Below are 14,185 nucleotides of genomic sequence, written 5' to 3' on the forward strand. Positions count from 1 at the left end.
ATCGGCCTTCGGCACGTCCCGATGAACCCAAACCCGCAGGCATATCGATAGATTGTTTCGATCTATCCGGCCTCCTGAATAGAACCTGTCTCCATGGTAAAGTGATCTGCTCGAACACGGCCCGCTGGCCGTCCATAAGATCGTTTTTCGTGAGTAGCCATGGTCGACAAACTGACGCACTTGAAACAGCTGGAGGCGGAGAGCATCCATATCATCCGCGAGGTGGCCGCCGAGTTCGACAACCCGGTGATGCTCTACTCGATCGGCAAGGATTCCGCCGTGATGCTGCACCTGGCGCGCAAGGCCTTCTTCCCGGGCAAGCTGCCGTTCCCGGTGATGCACGTCGACACCCAGTGGAAATTCCAGGAGATGTACCGCTTCCGCGACCGCATGGTCGAGGAAATGGGGCTGGAACTGATCACCCACGTCAACCCCGAAGGCGTGGCGCAGGGCATCAACCCGTTCACCCACGGCAGTGCCAAGCACACCGATATCATGAAGACCCAGGGCCTGAAGCAGGCGCTGGACAAGCACGGCTTCGATGCCGCCTTCGGCGGTGCGCGGCGCGACGAGGAGAAGTCCCGCGCCAAGGAGCGCGTGTATTCCTTCCGCGACAGCAAGCACCGCTGGGACCCGAAGAACCAGCGTCCGGAGTTGTGGAACATCTACAACGGCAAGGTCAACAAGGGCGAGTCGATCCGTGTCTTCCCGCTGTCGAACTGGACCGAGCTGGACATCTGGCAGTACATCTATCTCGAAGGCATCCCGATCGTGCCGCTGTACTTCGCTGCCGAGCGCGACGTCATCGAGAAGAACGGCACCCTGATCATGATCGACGACGAGCGCATCCTCGAGCACCTCTCCGAGGAAGAGAAGGCCCGCATCGTCAAGAAGAAGGTGCGTTTCCGCACCCTCGGCTGCTACCCGTTGACGGGCGCGGTGGAGTCGCAGGCCGAGAGCCTGACCGACATCATCCAGGAAATGCTCCTGACGCGCACTTCCGAGCGCCAGGGCCGGGTCATCGACCATGATGGCGCCGGTTCCATGGAAGACAAGAAACGTCAGGGCTACTTCTAATTCTCAGGGTTACTCCATGTCGCACCAATCCGATTTGATCAGCGAAGACATCCTCGCTTATCTGGCTCAGCACGAGCGCAAAGAACTGCTGCGTTTCCTCACCTGCGGCAACGTGGATGACGGCAAGAGCACCCTGATCGGGCGCCTGCTGCACGATTCCAAGATGATCTACGAGGACCACCTCGAGGCCATTACCCGCGATTCGAAGAAATCCGGCACCACGGGCGAGGAAGTTGACCTGGCGCTGTTGGTCGATGGCCTGCAGGCCGAGCGCGAGCAGGGCATCACCATCGATGTCGCCTACCGTTACTTCTCGACCGCCAAGCGCAAGTTCATCATCGCCGATACCCCGGGCCACGAGCAGTACACCCGCAACATGGCCACCGGTGCCTCGACCTGCGACCTGGCGATCATCCTGGTCGATGCCCGCTACGGTGTGCAGACCCAGACCCGTCGGCACAGCTACATCGCCTCGCTGCTGGGCATCAGGCACATCGTCGTCGCGGTCAACAAGATGGACCTGAAGAACTTCGACGAGCAGGTCTTCGAGTCGATCAAGGCCGACTACCTGGCCTTCGCCGAGGCCATCGACCTGAAGCCGAGCAGCTTGCACTTCGTGCCGATGTCCGCCCTCAAGGGCGACAACGTGGTCAACCGTAGCGAGCGGTCGCCGTGGTACACCGGCCCTGCGCTGATGGAAATCCTCGAAACCGTCGAAGTCGCCGCCGATCGCAACTTCACCGACTTGCGCTTCCCGGTGCAATACGTCAACCGTCCCAACCTGAACTTCCGCGGCTTCGCCGGCACCCTGGCCAGCGGTATCGTGCACAAGGGCGACGAAGTGGTCGTGCTGCCGTCGGGCAAGAGCAGCCGGGTCAAGTCCATCGTCACCTACGAAGGCGAACTGGAGCATGCCGGTCCAGGCCAGGCAGTGACTCTGACCATGGAAGACGAGATCGACATCTCCCGTGGCGACTTGCTGGTGCATGCCGACAACGTCCCGCCGGTCACCGACCAGTTCGACGCCATGCTCGTGTGGATGGCCGAGGAGCCGATGCTCCCGGGCAAGAAGTACGATATCAAGCGCGCCACCAGTTATGTGCCGGGCTCGATCGCCAGCATCACCCACAAGGTCGATGTGAACACCCTCGAGCGTGGCGCGGCCAGTGCGCTGCAGCTCAACGAGATCGGCCGGGTCAAGGTCAGCCTGGACTCGGCCATCGCCCTGGACGGCTACGACAGCAATCGCACCACGGGGGCGTTCATCGTCATCGACCGGCTGACCAATGGCACCGTTGGCGCCGGCATGATCATCGCCCCGCCAGTGTTGCCGCACGGCGGCAGCGGCCAGCATGGCAAGGCTGCTCACGTCTCCACCGAGGAGCGCGCGCTGCGCTTCGGCCAGCAGCCAGCCACCGTGCTGTTCAGCGGCCTGTCCGGCGCGGGCAAGAGCACCCTGGCCTACGCCGTGGAACGCAAGCTGTTCGACATGGGTCGCGCGGTCTATGTGCTCGATGGCCAGAACCTGCGTCACGACCTGAACAAGGGCCTGCCGCAGGACCGCGCCGGGCGTACCGAGAACTGGCGCCGCGCCGCCCATGTGGCGCGCCAGTTCAACGAGGCCGGCCTGCTGACCCTGGCCGCTTTCGTCGCACCGGATGCCGAAGGCCGCGAACAGGCCAAGGCGTTGATCGGCCAGGAGCGCCTGGTTACCGTCTACGTCCAGGCCTCCCCACAGGTCTGCCGCGAGCGTGACCCGCAGGGGCTGTATGCCGCTGACGGCGACAACATCCCGGGCGAGAGCTTCCCCTACGATGTGCCGCTGGACGCGGATCTGGTGATCGATACCCAGGCCACCGCGGTCGATGAGGCCGTGAAGCAGGTGCTGGACGTGCTGCGTCAGCGCGGCGCGATCTAGCTCCGCGTTGTCCACGACATGATCCTGGGGCTGCAAGGCCAGCCCCGGAATCTGTCGATGGTCCTGGCCTTGATGGTTCGATCCACTTCTGCAAGTGCTTCGCCGCTGCTTCGTCCAGCCCATGGCAAGCAGGCAATTGCCAGCGTAACGCCAGGTAGGGACCTGATTCGTCGGCCGTATGCACGTCAACGAACGTCCGTCTCAGATATGCGTTTCGGAAACCGGGATCACCCGCCGCGCCTTCATGGCCTTGTACGAAAAGCTCGAATAGATCTCCTTCACGCCTGGCAGCCGCTGCAGCACCTCGCGCGCGAACTCGCCGAAGGACTCCAGGTCGCGGGCCAGGATCTCCAGCAGAAAGTCATAGCGACCGGAAATGTTGTGGCAGGCCACGATCTCGGGGATTTCCATCAGCCGCCGTTCGAACGCCAGGGCGATGTCCTTGGTGTGCGAATCCATCATGATGCTGACGAACGCCGTGACACCGAAGCCAAGGGCCTTGGGTGAGAGCGTCGCCTGATAGCCCGTGATGTAGCCGTTCTCCTCGAGCAGTTTCAAGCGCCGCCAGCAAGGCGAAGTGGTCAGCGCGACCTGGTCGGCCAGTTGTGCGACGGTGAGCCGGGCATTGTCCTGCAATGCCGCAAGCAGGGCGCGATCGGTACGGTCGAGTGGCGAAGGCATAGTGTGCCCTCCATGATCGTTGCCTGTTGTATTTCTTTCCAAAACGTCATCGGCAAACGCAGCGTTTTGGCATGGGGTCGAGGCTATCGTGGCATAAGCTTATAGCAAAGCGCCGGAGGCTTCCGTCATGAGCAAGCACGACCCGCAGCACGGGTTTTCCACCCGAGCCATTCATCATGGCTACGACCCGATGTCCCACGGTGGCGCCCTGGTGCCGCCGATCTACCAGACCAGCACCTATGCCTTCTCCGATGTCGAACAGGGGGCTGCCTGCTTCGCAGGGGAGCGGGAAGGGCATTTCTATAGCCGTATCTCCAATCCGACCCTGGCGCTGCTGGAACAGCGCATCGCTTCGCTCGAAGGCGCCGAGGCCGCCCTGGCTCTGGCCTCGGGCATGGGCGCGATCACCTCGACCTTGTGGACGCTGCTGCGCCCTGAAGACGAACTGATCGTCGGGTCGACCCTGTATGGCTGCACCTTCGCCTTCCTGCACCATGGTATCGGCGAATTCGGGGTAAGGATCCGGCATGTCGACCTGAACGACACCGAGGCCCTGGCGGCCGCGATCACGCCCAGGACACGGATGATCTATTTCGAGACGCCGGCCAATCCGAACATGCTGCTGGTGGATATCCCGGCGGTCACCGCGGTCGCTCGTCATCATGGCGTGCCGGTAGTGGTCGACAACACCTACTGCACCCCTTATCTGCAACGGCCGCTGGAACTGGGAGCCGACCTGGTGGTGCATTCGGCGACCAAATACCTCTGTGGCCATGGTGATGTCACTGCCGGGTTGGTGGCCGGACGCAAGGCGCTGATCGAGCGGATTCGCCGGGAAGGTCTCAAGGACCTGACCGGTGCCGTGCTCTCGCCGCATGACGCGTCCTTGCTGATGCGCGGTATCAAGACGTTGGCGCTGCGCATGGACCGTCACTGCGCGAATGCCTTGGCGGTGGCCCAGTTTCTCGAGCGGCAGGCACAGGTCGAGCTGGTCAGGTACCCCGGGTTGGCGAGTTTTTCGCAGCATCAGCTGGCGCAACGGCAAATGCGCCTTCCCGGCGGCATGATCGCATTCGAGCTCAAGGGCGGTGTCGAGGTTGGACGTCGCTTCATGAATGCCTTGCAACTGTTCGGTCGGGCGGTCAGCCTGGGCGATGCCGAATCGCTGGCGCAGCATCCGGCAAGCATGACCCATTCCAGCTATACGCCCGAAGAGCGGGCGCACCACGGCATTTCCGAGGGGCTGGTGCGGTTGTCGGTGGGGCTGGAGGATGTGGAGGATCTGCTGGCGGATATCGAGCAGGCTTTGAAGGCTTGCAGCTAGGCTGTTCGTTCGGGCCTCTTGGCGGGCATCTCGCAGATTTCAAACGATGTGGCGTAGCTGTGAGAGCGAGCGTGCCCGCGGAGAGGGCAGTGAATCCAGTGCACAAAAAAGGCCTCGAGCGAGGCCTTTTTCAGGTTCAGCGATTCAACGCTTGAGCCCGTAGCTCTCGTCGAGCATGCCTGGTGCGTTCGGCGACTTGGGGGCGTAGTCGAGCGGTGCCTCGGTGTCCTTCGGCGGGGTCAGGCGGTCGCGCGCGGGCTGGGCTGCGTCGGAATGCAGCGAAGCCAGCAGGCGTTGGCGGGTCAGTTCGTCCAGGGCCAGGCGGTTGGCGCCATCGGCCAGGTGGTCCTGCACGTCCTGGTAGCTTTGGGTCAGCCGCTTGACCAGCGTGGCCGTGCTGTTGAAGTGGGTGACCACTTCGTTCTGGTAATTGTCGAAGCGCTGCTGGATGTCGTCCAGCTGACGCTGGGTGCTGCTCGGCGCCGCGTTGGGCAGCAGGCGGGCAAGGGCGAAACCGACCACGACGCCGACCACGAGGGCCAGGGTCGGCAGCAACCAAACTAGAAGCGAGAGTTCCACGAGTCCTTCCTCTATAAACGGCTTTGCTTTACGTTAACGGCTCAGACCTGCGCTGTATACCGCGAGCGATCGCAAATATGCCAGAACAGAATTCCTCAGCTAGACGAGTCGACCTGTTTCAAGGTCACGGAGTAGTGCCTTGCTTGCCCGCGAAACCCCCCTGTTGATCGATGGCCCCTGCGGCCCCCTGGAAGCCCTGCACCTGGACGTCGCCCAAGCGCGTGGCGTCGCGTTGATCTGCCACCCGAATCCGGTTCAGGGTGGCACCATGCTCAACAAGGTGGTCTCGACCTTGCAGCGCACCGCCCGCGATGCCGGCTACGTCACGCTGCGCTTCAACTACCGAGGTGTCGGCCAGAGCGCGGGCAGCCATGACATGGGCGCGGGGGAAGTGGCCGACGCGCAAGCCGTGGCCGGTTGGGTGCGCGAGCGCTACCCCGAGCTGCCACTGGTCCTGCTGGGCTTCTCCTTTGGCGGCTTCGTCGCTGCCAGCCTGGCAGGGCGGCTAGAGGCTCGTGGCGTGCCGCTGCAGCACCTGTTCATGGTCGCTCCGGCGGTCATGCGCCTGACCGACGAGTTCCCGTTGCCCGAACGATGCCCGTTGACTCTGATCCAGCCCGACGCCGACGAAGTGGTCGCGCCGCGGCTGGTGTATGAATGGTCCGAGGCGCTGGGGCGTCCCCACGAGCTGCTGAAAGTGGCAGAATGCGGACACTTCTTTCATGGCAAGCTGACCGATCTGAAGGATCTGCTGCTGCCGCGCCTTTCGAACTGAGCCAAGCCTGATCAAGCGATAACCCATGACTACGCGCATCCTCACCGGTATCACCACCACCGGCACTCCGCACCTGGGCAATTATGCCGGCGCCATCCGCCCAGCGATCCTCGCCAGCCAGCAGCCCGGTGCCGACTCGTTCTATTTCCTGGCCGACTACCATGCCCTGATCAAGTGCGACGATCCGCTGCGCATCCAGCGTTCGCGCCTGGAGATCGCCGCGACCTGGCTGGCCGGTGGCCTGGACCACGAGAAGGTGACCTTCTATCGCCAGTCCGACATCCCCGAGATTCCCGAGCTCACCTGGCTGCTGACCTGTGTCAGCGCCAAGGGCCTGCTCAACCGTGCGCACGCCTACAAGGCCTCGGTGGACAAGAACCTGGAGAGCGGCGAGGACCCGGACGCCGGCGTGACCATGGGCCTGTACAGCTATCCGGTGCTGATGGCGGCTGACATCCTCATGTTCAACGCGCACAAGGTGCCGGTCGGTCGCGACCAGATCCAGCATGTGGAGATGGCCCGCGACATCGCCCAGCGCTTCAACCACCTGTTCGGCCAGGGCAAGGAGCTGTTCGTCATGCCCGAAGCGCTGATCGAGGAAAGCGTCGCGACCTTGCCCGGTCTGGATGGCCGCAAGATGTCCAAGAGCTACGACAACACCATTCCGCTGTTCGCCAGCGCCAAGGAAATGAAAAGCGCCATTTCCCGGATCGTGACCGACTCGCGCGCACCTGGCGAGCCGAAGGACCCGGACGATTCACATCTGTTCACCTTGTACCAGGCGTTCTCGACACCGGCACAAGCCAGCGAATTGCGTGAAGAGCTGCTCCAGGGACTGGGCTGGGGCGAGGCCAAGCAGCGCCTGTTCCAGCTGCTCGACGGTCAGCTCGGCGAAGGTCGCGAGCGTTACCACGAACTGATGGCGCGGCCGGCCGACCTCGAAGACATTCTCCTGGCCGGAGCGCAGAAGGCTCGCCGCATTGCCAGCCCGTTCCTCGAGCAGTTGCGTGAAGCGGTCGGCCTGCGTTCGTTCCGCAACAGCCCGCAGGTCGGTGGCGAGACGAAGAAGAAGGCGGCCAAGGCAGCTCGCTTCGTCAGCTTCCGCGACGACGACGGCAGTTTCCGCTTCCGCCTGCTGGCGGCCAATGGCGAGCAGTTGCTGCTCTCGCGCGGCTTCGCCGATGGCAAGAGCGCCGGTGCGGTGAGCAGGCGCCTGCAGCAGGGCGATGCGCTCGACCTGCGGATCGAGGCGCTCGGCTTCAGCGTGTGGCTGGACGACGAAAGCGTTGCCCAGGGCCCGCAGTTCGCCGATGCCGCTGCGCGTGACAGCGCCATCGACGAGCTGCGGGCCGCCCTGCATCCCCAGCAAGACTGAGGCATCTTGTCGCAAGTCTGATTGCCATTATCCAGGGCCGTCGCTACAGTGACGGCCCGCTTTTCGTTACCTCGCCTACGTATATGACGCCTCTAGAACGATATCAAGCAGACCTCAAACGCCCTGAATTCTTCCATGACGCGGCGCAGGAGACAGCGGTACGCCACCTGCAGCGTCTGTACGATGACCTGCTGGCGGCGCAGAACAACAAGCCCGGCGTGTTCGGCAAGCTGTTCGGCCGCAAGGAGCAGACCCCGGTCAAGGGCCTGTACTTCTGGGGCGGCGTGGGTCGCGGCAAGACCTACCTGGTAGACACCTTCTACGAGGCGCTGCCGTTCAAGCAGAAGATGCGCACCCACTTCCACCGCTTTATGAAGCGTGTGCACGAGGAGATGAAATCGCTCAAGGGCGAGAAGAACCCGCTGACGATCATCGCCAAGCGTTTCTCGGAAGAGGCCAAGGTCATCTGTTTCGATGAGTTCTTCGTCTCCGACATCACCGATGCCATGATCCTCGGGACCTTGATGGAAGAACTGTTCCGCAACGGTGTCACCCTGGTGGCGACGTCCAACATCGTGCCGGACGGCTTGTACAAGGATGGCCTGCAGCGCGCCCGCTTCCTCCCGGCCATCGCCCTGATCAAGCAGAACACCGAGGTGGTCAACGTCGACAGCGGGGTGGATTACCGCCTGCGTCACCTGGAACAGGCCGAACTGTTCCACCATCCGCTCGACGAGGCAGCCGAGCGCAGCATGCGCCAGAGTTTCAAGGCGCTGACGCCCGAATGCACCCAGGCCGTCGAGAACGACGTGCTGGTGATCGAGAACCGCGAGATCCACGCCCTGCGTACCTGCGACGACGTCGCCTGGTTCGACTTCCGCGCCCTGTGCGACGGTCCGCGCAGCCAGAACGACTACATCGAGCTGGGCAAGATCTTCCATGCCGTGCTGCTGAGCAATGTCGAACAGATGGGCGTGACCACCGACGACATTGCCCGGCGCTTCATCAACATGGTCGATGAGTTCTACGATCGCAACGTCAAGCTGATCATTTCCGCCGAGGTGGAGCTCAAGGACCTGTACACCGGCGGACGCCTGAGCTTTGAGTTCCAGCGCACCCTCAGTCGTCTGCTGGAGATGCAGTCCCACGAGTTCCTGTCTCGCGCCCACAAGCCCTGAGCCCCAAGCCCGCGAGCCGCAAGCTACAAGCCAAAGCCGCGATACCGCAGGTTCGCCGATCAGCTTGCAGCGTGAAGCTCGCGACTACCCTCCGGATGCCCGCAGCTGCCGATACTGGTTGGGTGACAGCTCGGTGTGCTGGCGGAACAGGCGAGCGAAGAAGCTCGCGTCGTCATAGCCGACCTCGTAGCTGATGGTCTTGATGCTCTTGCGGGTGCTCGACAGCAGGCCCTTGGCGGTCTCTATGCGCAGTCGCTGCAGGTAGTGCAGGGGTTTGTCGCCGGTGGCGCCCTGGAACCTGCGCATGAAGTTGCGGATGCTCATGCCATGGTTGCGGGCGACGTCCTCGAAGCGGAACTTGTCGGCGAAGTGCTCCTCGAGCCAGTGCTGGATCTGCAGGATGGTCAGGTCCTGGTGCAGCTTCTGGCCACCGAAGCCCATACGCCCGGGCGTGTAGCTGCGCTGGACCTCGTAGAGGATGTCGCGGGCCACGGTGCGTGCGATGCTGGCGCCGCAGAAGCGCTCGATCAGGTAGATGTACAGGTCGCAGGCCGAAGTGCTGCCGCCGGCGCAATACAGGTTGTCGGCGTCGGTCAGGTGCTTGTCCTGATTCAGCCTCACCCTGGGGAAGCGCTCGCTGAAACTGTCGAAGAAGCGCCAGTAGGTGGTCGCCTCCTTGCCGTCCAGCAGGCCGGCCTCGGCGAGCCAGAACACGCCGCTGGCCTCGCCACAGAGCACGGCGCCGCGGGCATGCTGCTGGCGCAGCCAGGGCAGCACCTGGGGGTAGCGCAGGCAGAGCGCATCGAAGTCGTCGGAGAACGCTGGCAGGATGATGATGTCGGCGTCCTCCAGGTCGCCGTCGACCGGGATCTGCACGGCGCTGAAGCTGTCCGCCGGCCTGCCGCCGGGGCTTACCAGGCGGATCTCGAACGTCGGCTGCAGGCCCAGCCCCATCTGCTTGCCATGGCGCAGGCTGGCCAGGTGAAAGAAGTCCTTGGCTTGCATCAGCGTCGAGGCGAACACCGTGTCGATGGCCAGGATGCTGACGCGGCGGAGCGAGGCGCAGGGTTGATTAAGCATCATTCTTCGTTGTTCTTATATAGGAGAGAGTGGTCAATCACTGGCTGGATCGTCTTATTTTTCCCTGGCCGTGTCCAGCCTGTAACAGGCGCTCATGCTTCTGGCTCGAGTTGCACGCAAAGCTGTCAGGCCAATCGGGCAGATAGCGAGCAAGGGCGGCGACTCTCACGCCGATGCGCCGCGAATCGACGAAGCGGGTTGAAATTCTTCCCGCAATCTGGATAATCCTCACCCTCTCCGTGTGGTGGGAGTGATGCACCACCCACAGGAAGAACCCTGCCGAATATTGGACGCGCTGACCCGAGCCCCCGATAGCGTCCCTATGCGGCTGCGCGCTTGCCTTGTCAAGCGAGGCACTATCCAGTAAGATCCGCCGTCTTATTTTCGCTGGGCGGCCCCTGAGGCTATAAAGAATGAAAACTTTTACTGCTAAACCGGAAACAGTAAAGCGCGACTGGTACGTAGTCGACGCCGCTGGTCAGACCCTGGGTCGTCTGGCTACCGAAATCGCTCGTCGTCTGCGTGGCAAGCACAAGCCAGAGTACACCCCTCACGTTGATACCGGCGACTACATCGTCGTCATCAATGCCGAGCAGGTCCGTGTCACTGGCGCCAAGACTTCGGACAAGATGTACTACTCCCACTCCGGTTTCCCGGGCGGCATCAAGGAAATCAACTTCGAGAAGCTGATCGCCAAGGCCCCTGAGCGTGTGATCGAGACCGCGGTAAAAGGCATGCTGCCGAAGAACCCGCTGGGTCGCGACATGTACCGCAAGCTGAAGGTCTATGCGGGCACCAACCACCCTCATACTGCTCAGCAGCCCCAAGAACTGAAGATTTAACGGAATAGTTCATTATGTCGGCGACTCAAAATTACGGCACTGGCCGTCGCAAGACCGCAACCGCACGCGTTTTCCTGCGTCCGGGCACTGGTAACATCTCCATCAACAACCGTCCCCTGGACACCTTCTTCGGCCGCGAAACCGCTCGCATGGTTGTTCGCCAGCCGCTGGAGCTGACCGAGACCGTCGAGAAGTTCGACATCTACGTCACCGTCGCTGGTGGCGGTGTCAGCGGTCAGGCCGGTGCGATCCGCCACGGCATCACCCGCGCCCTGATGGAATACGATGAAACTTTGCGTGGCGCTCTGCGTCGTGCTGGCTACGTCACCCGCGACGCCCGTGAAGTCGAGCGTAAGAAAGTGGGTCTGCGCAAGGCGCGTAAGCGTCCTCAGTACTCCAAGCGTTAATTCGCTTCGGTGGTCAAGAGAACCCGGCTCCTGGAGCCGGGTTTTTTTTGTCCGTTGAACTAACCTGTGAGCATGTCCGTGGCAACTTGTCGCATAGACGCAAATCAAGCATCGCGCGGGTTGCAGCCGTTCCGGCCGGTAATCACCTTGTCACTGTAAGGTTTTGTTCTTTACCATTCGGCCAATTTTTTAGCGCCACAGACATTATTCGAAGATGCCTGTCGAGCAGGCCAGGAAAAGCTGATGGGGAGAGGACTGAATGAGCAATGACGCTGTCAATGCAGGCCGGCGTCGCTTCCTCGTGGCCGCCACATCCGTGGTGGGGGCGGCAGGGGCGGTAGGTGCTGCAGTGCCGTTCGTAGGGTCGTGGTTCCCCAGCGCCAAGGCGAAGGCCGCCGGAGCGCCGGTGAAGATCAACATTTCCAAGATCGAGCCTGGCCAGCAAATGGTGGCGGAGTGGCGCGGGCAGCCCGTGTTCATCGTGCGACGAACCGAAGAGATCCTTGGCAACCTGGCCAAGCTCGAGGCAGAGCTCGCCGATCCGCAGTCCGAGGCGTCGCAGCAGCCGACCTATGTCGACCCGCGCACCCGTTCGATCAAGCCCGAGATCCTGTTGCTGGTCGGTCTGTGCACCCACCTGGGTTGCTCGCCAACGTTCCGGCCGGAAGTCGCCCCGGCCGATCTCGGTCCGAAATGGCTCGGTGGCTACTTCTGCCCCTGTCACGGTTCGCATTATGACCTGGCCGGGCGCGTCTACCGGTCGCAGCCTGCCCCCCTCAACCTGCCAGTGCCACCGCATTCGTACGAGACGGATGAGGTGATCGTGGTCGGCATCGATCAGGAGAACGCGTGATGAGCAAGCTGATGGACTGGATCGATGCTCGTTTTCCGGCCACTCGGATGTGGGAAGAGCATCTGAGCAAGTACTACGCGCCGAAGAACTTCAACGTCTTGTACTTCTTCGGCTCCCTTGCGCTGCTGGTGCTGGTGAACCAGCTGGTCACCGGCGTCTGGTTGACCATGAGCTTCACGCCCACGGCAGAGGAGGCGTTCGCCTCGGTCGAATACATCATGCGCGATGTCGAATACGGCTGGATCCTGCGCTACCTGCACTCGACCGGCGCTTCGGCATTCTTCATCGTGGTCTACCTGCACATGTTCCGCGGCTTGCTGTATGGCTCCTACCAGAAGCCGCGCGAACTGGTCTGGGTATTCGGGATGCTGATCTACCTGGCGCTGATGGCCGAGGCATTCATGGGTTACCTGCTGCCGTGGGGGCAGATGTCCTATTGGGGCGCGCAGGTGATCATCTCGCTGTTCGGCGCCATTCCGGTCATCGGCGATGACCTGACCCAGTGGATCCGGGGTGACTACCTGGTGTCCGGGATCACCTTGAACCGCTTCTTCGCCCTGCATGTGGTGGCCCTGCCGATCGTCATCCTTGGCCTGGTGGCCCTGCACATCCTGGCGCTGCACGAAGTCGGCTCGAACAACCCCGATGGCATCGACATCAAGAAAACCAAGGACGAGAACGGCGTGCCGCTGGACGGGATCCCGTTCCATCCGTACTACACCGTGAAGGACATCCTCGGGGTCGTGGTGTTCCTGCTGGTGTTCTGCGCCGTGGTGTTCTTCTTCCCGGAAATGGGCGGCTATTTCCTGGAAAAGCCCAACTTCGAGCCAGCCAATGCGTTCAAGACGCCCGAGCATATCGCACCTGTGTGGTATTTCACGCCGTTCTACGCGATCCTGCGCGCCGTGCCCGACAAGCTGTTCGGGGTCATGGCCATGGGCGCGGCCATCGCTGCGCTGTTCGTGCTGCCATGGCTCGATCGCAGCCCGGTGCGCTCGATGCGCTACAAGGGCTGGCCAAGCAGGCTCGCCCTGGCGATCTTCTGCGTGGCCTTCGTCACGCTCGGCGTGCTTGGCGTGCAGGCGCCCAGCCCGGGCCGGACATTGCTGGCGCAGGTCTGCACCGTGTTCTATTTCGCCTACTTCATCCTGATGCCGTTCTACACGGCGGTGGAAAACACCAAACCGGTTCCGCAAAGGGTGACAGGCTGATGAACAAGCTCATCGCGGCATTGATGCTGATGATCCTGCCCATGCTGGCCATGGCTGCCGAGCCGGCCTTCGAACTCGACTCGGTCGACATCGACCTGACCGACAAGGCCGCCATGCAGGACGGTGCGCGAACATTCGTCAACTATTGCATGGGTTGCCACGGAGCCAGATTCCAGCGCTACGAGCGTGTTGCCGACGACCTTGGCATCCCGCATGAACTGATGCTGGAAAAACTGGTGTTCACCGGCGCCAAGATCGGCGACCACATGAACAGCGCGATGCGCCCCGAGGATGCCAAGGTCTGGTTCGGCGCGGCGCCACCGGACCTGACCCTGGTCGCCCGGGTGCGCGGCAACGATTGGCTGTACAGCTACCTGCGCAGCTTCTACGAAGACAAGTCGCGCCCCTTTGGCAGCAACAACAAGGTCTTTCCTAATGTCGGCATGCCCAACGTGCTGGCCGGGCTGCAGGGCAACCAGGTGATAGGCTGCAAGCAGGTACAGAGCGTGGTCGACGGCAAGAAGCAGTTCGACCCATTGACCGGCAGCCCACTCACCCACCAGGCATGCGACCAGCTGACCATCGAGCCGAATTCCGGTACCCTGACGCCCGAGCAGTTCGATGAAAAGATCAGGAACCTGGTGACCTTCCTGGCTTACTCGGCCAACCCGGTCAAGCTCGAAAGCCAGCGCATCGGTACCTACGTGCTCTTGTACCTGGCTGTCTTGCTGGTATTGGCCTATCTGCTCAAGCGTGAGTACTGGAAGGATGTGCACTGAGCACTGACAGGTTTCCGGTGGTTGGACGCGCCCTGGGGCGCTCTCGCGATACCGCGGGGGCCTCCGGGGCGCGTTCGTATTGCAGTTTTACAAGTTTCCCATGCGA

General features: G+C 62.3%; 14 protein-coding genes. 11 read left to right on the forward strand and 3 right to left on the reverse strand.

Annotated elements, in window-relative coordinates; translation table 11 throughout:
* The first annotated feature begins 159 nt into the window (after positions 1-159).
* Together cysD and cysN are read left to right on the forward strand one after the other, a co-directional pair.
* Positions 160-1,077 (forward strand): sulfate adenylyltransferase subunit CysD, encoded by a 918-nt coding sequence (cysD, locus tag ACY8GK_RS19615; RefSeq protein WP_196181291.1) that lies wholly within the window; start codon positions 160-162, stop codon positions 1,075-1,077.
* Positions 1,078-1,093: 16 nt separating this feature from the next.
* Entirely contained in the window at positions 1,094-2,995 is a 1,902-nt protein-coding gene (cysN, locus tag ACY8GK_RS19620) for a sulfate adenylyltransferase subunit CysN (RefSeq protein WP_196181293.1), read from the forward strand.
* Between the two features lie 201 nt (positions 2,996-3,196).
* Here the strand turns inward: cysN and ACY8GK_RS19625 are convergent, their stop codons facing one another.
* Positions 3,197-3,676 (reverse strand): Lrp/AsnC family transcriptional regulator, encoded by a 480-nt coding sequence (locus ACY8GK_RS19625; protein ID WP_196181295.1) that lies wholly within the window; start codon positions 3,674-3,676, stop codon positions 3,197-3,199.
* A gap of 127 nt (positions 3,677-3,803) precedes the next feature.
* On the opposite strand from ACY8GK_RS19625, the gene ACY8GK_RS19630 reads away from it, so the two are divergent.
* Complete coding sequence (locus ACY8GK_RS19630) at positions 3,804-5,000, forward strand: methionine gamma-lyase (protein WP_462401859.1); 1,197 nt, start codon at positions 3,804-3,806, stop codon at positions 4,998-5,000.
* A gap of 144 nt (positions 5,001-5,144) precedes the next feature.
* On the opposite strand, the gene ACY8GK_RS19635 is transcribed toward ACY8GK_RS19630, so the two are convergent.
* Positions 5,145-5,579, reverse strand: coding sequence for a ZapG family protein (locus ACY8GK_RS19635; RefSeq protein ID WP_196181297.1), 435 nt, complete (start codon positions 5,577-5,579; stop codon positions 5,145-5,147).
* Between the two features lie 139 nt (positions 5,580-5,718).
* Between ACY8GK_RS19635 and ACY8GK_RS19640 the strand changes: the two genes are divergently transcribed.
* The 3 genes from ACY8GK_RS19640 to zapE all read left to right on the forward strand — a co-directional run bounded on the left by ACY8GK_RS19640 (position 5,719) and on the right by zapE (position 8,907).
* Positions 5,719-6,354 carry an alpha/beta hydrolase gene (locus ACY8GK_RS19640; RefSeq protein ID WP_196181298.1) on the forward strand — a complete coding sequence of 212 codons (636 nt, stop codon included), beginning with the start codon at positions 5,719-5,721 and terminating at the stop codon, positions 6,352-6,354.
* A 25-nt stretch (positions 6,355-6,379) separates the two neighbouring features.
* Positions 6,380-7,729 carry a tryptophan--tRNA ligase gene (locus ACY8GK_RS19645; RefSeq protein WP_462401860.1) on the forward strand — a complete coding sequence of 450 codons (1,350 nt, stop codon included), beginning with the start codon at positions 6,380-6,382 and terminating at the stop codon, positions 7,727-7,729.
* Positions 7,730-7,812: 83 nt separating this feature from the next.
* Positions 7,813-8,907, forward strand: coding sequence for a cell division protein ZapE (gene zapE, locus ACY8GK_RS19650; protein ID WP_196181300.1), 1,095 nt, complete (start codon positions 7,813-7,815; stop codon positions 8,905-8,907).
* Between the two features lie 84 nt (positions 8,908-8,991).
* Here zapE and ACY8GK_RS19655 read toward each other — a convergent pair whose 3' ends face one another.
* Entirely contained in the window at positions 8,992-9,888 is an 897-nt protein-coding gene (locus ACY8GK_RS19655; protein WP_462403043.1) for a GlxA family transcriptional regulator, read from the reverse strand.
* 512 nt (positions 9,889-10,400) lie between these two features.
* Between ACY8GK_RS19655 and rplM the strand changes: the two genes are divergently transcribed.
* The 5 genes from rplM (at position 10,401) to ACY8GK_RS19680 (ending at position 14,079) form a co-directional block, all read left to right on the forward strand.
* Complete coding sequence (gene rplM / locus ACY8GK_RS19660; protein ID WP_196181302.1) at positions 10,401-10,829, forward strand: 50S ribosomal protein L13; 429 nt, start codon at positions 10,401-10,403, stop codon at positions 10,827-10,829.
* A gap of 14 nt (positions 10,830-10,843) precedes the next feature.
* Complete coding sequence (gene rpsI, locus ACY8GK_RS19665; RefSeq protein WP_054893989.1) at positions 10,844-11,236, forward strand: 30S ribosomal protein S9; 393 nt, start codon at positions 10,844-10,846, stop codon at positions 11,234-11,236.
* A gap of 259 nt (positions 11,237-11,495) precedes the next feature.
* Positions 11,496-12,089, forward strand: coding sequence for a ubiquinol-cytochrome c reductase iron-sulfur subunit (gene petA, locus ACY8GK_RS19670; RefSeq protein WP_196181303.1), 594 nt, complete (start codon positions 11,496-11,498; stop codon positions 12,087-12,089).
* Positions 12,089-13,300 carry a cytochrome b gene (locus tag ACY8GK_RS19675; RefSeq protein WP_462401861.1) on the forward strand — a complete coding sequence of 404 codons (1,212 nt, stop codon included), beginning with the start codon at positions 12,089-12,091 and terminating at the stop codon, positions 13,298-13,300. Before petA ends, ACY8GK_RS19675 begins: the two co-directional genes overlap by 1 nt.
* On the forward strand, positions 13,300-14,079 hold the full coding sequence (locus tag ACY8GK_RS19680; protein ID WP_196181306.1) for a cytochrome c1: 780 nt from the start codon (positions 13,300-13,302) through the stop codon (positions 14,077-14,079). The genes ACY8GK_RS19675 and ACY8GK_RS19680 overlap by 1 nt, the downstream gene beginning before the upstream one ends.
* Positions 14,080-14,185: the final 106 nt, after the last annotated feature.

Source organism: Pseudomonas sp. Marseille-QA0332 (genome assembly GCF_054950175.1).

Excerpts from the sequence above, each read along its gene's own strand:
- cysD (WP_196181291.1), top strand. The coding sequence starts at position 160 with ATGGTCGACAAACTGACGCACTTGAAACAGCTGGAGGCGGAGAGCATC.
- cysN (WP_196181293.1), top strand. The coding sequence starts at position 1,094 with ATGTCGCACCAATCCGATTTGATCAGCGAAGACATCCTCGCTTATCTG.
- ACY8GK_RS19625 (WP_196181295.1), bottom strand. The coding sequence starts at position 3,676 with ATGCCTTCGCCACTCGACCGTACCGATCGCGCCCTGCTTGCGGCATTG.
- ACY8GK_RS19630 (WP_462401859.1), top strand. The coding sequence starts at position 3,804 with ATGAGCAAGCACGACCCGCAGCACGGGTTTTCCACCCGAGCCATTCAT.
- ACY8GK_RS19645 (WP_462401860.1), top strand. The coding sequence starts at position 6,380 with ATGACTACGCGCATCCTCACCGGTATCACCACCACCGGCACTCCGCAC.
- zapE (WP_196181300.1), top strand. The coding sequence starts at position 7,813 with ATGACGCCTCTAGAACGATATCAAGCAGACCTCAAACGCCCTGAATTC.
- rplM (WP_196181302.1), top strand. The coding sequence starts at position 10,401 with ATGAAAACTTTTACTGCTAAACCGGAAACAGTAAAGCGCGACTGGTAC.
- rpsI (WP_054893989.1), top strand. The coding sequence starts at position 10,844 with ATGTCGGCGACTCAAAATTACGGCACTGGCCGTCGCAAGACCGCAACC.
- petA (WP_196181303.1), top strand. The coding sequence starts at position 11,496 with ATGAGCAATGACGCTGTCAATGCAGGCCGGCGTCGCTTCCTCGTGGCC.
- ACY8GK_RS19675 (WP_462401861.1), top strand. The coding sequence starts at position 12,089 with ATGAGCAAGCTGATGGACTGGATCGATGCTCGTTTTCCGGCCACTCGG.
- ACY8GK_RS19680 (WP_196181306.1), top strand. The coding sequence starts at position 13,300 with ATGAACAAGCTCATCGCGGCATTGATGCTGATGATCCTGCCCATGCTG.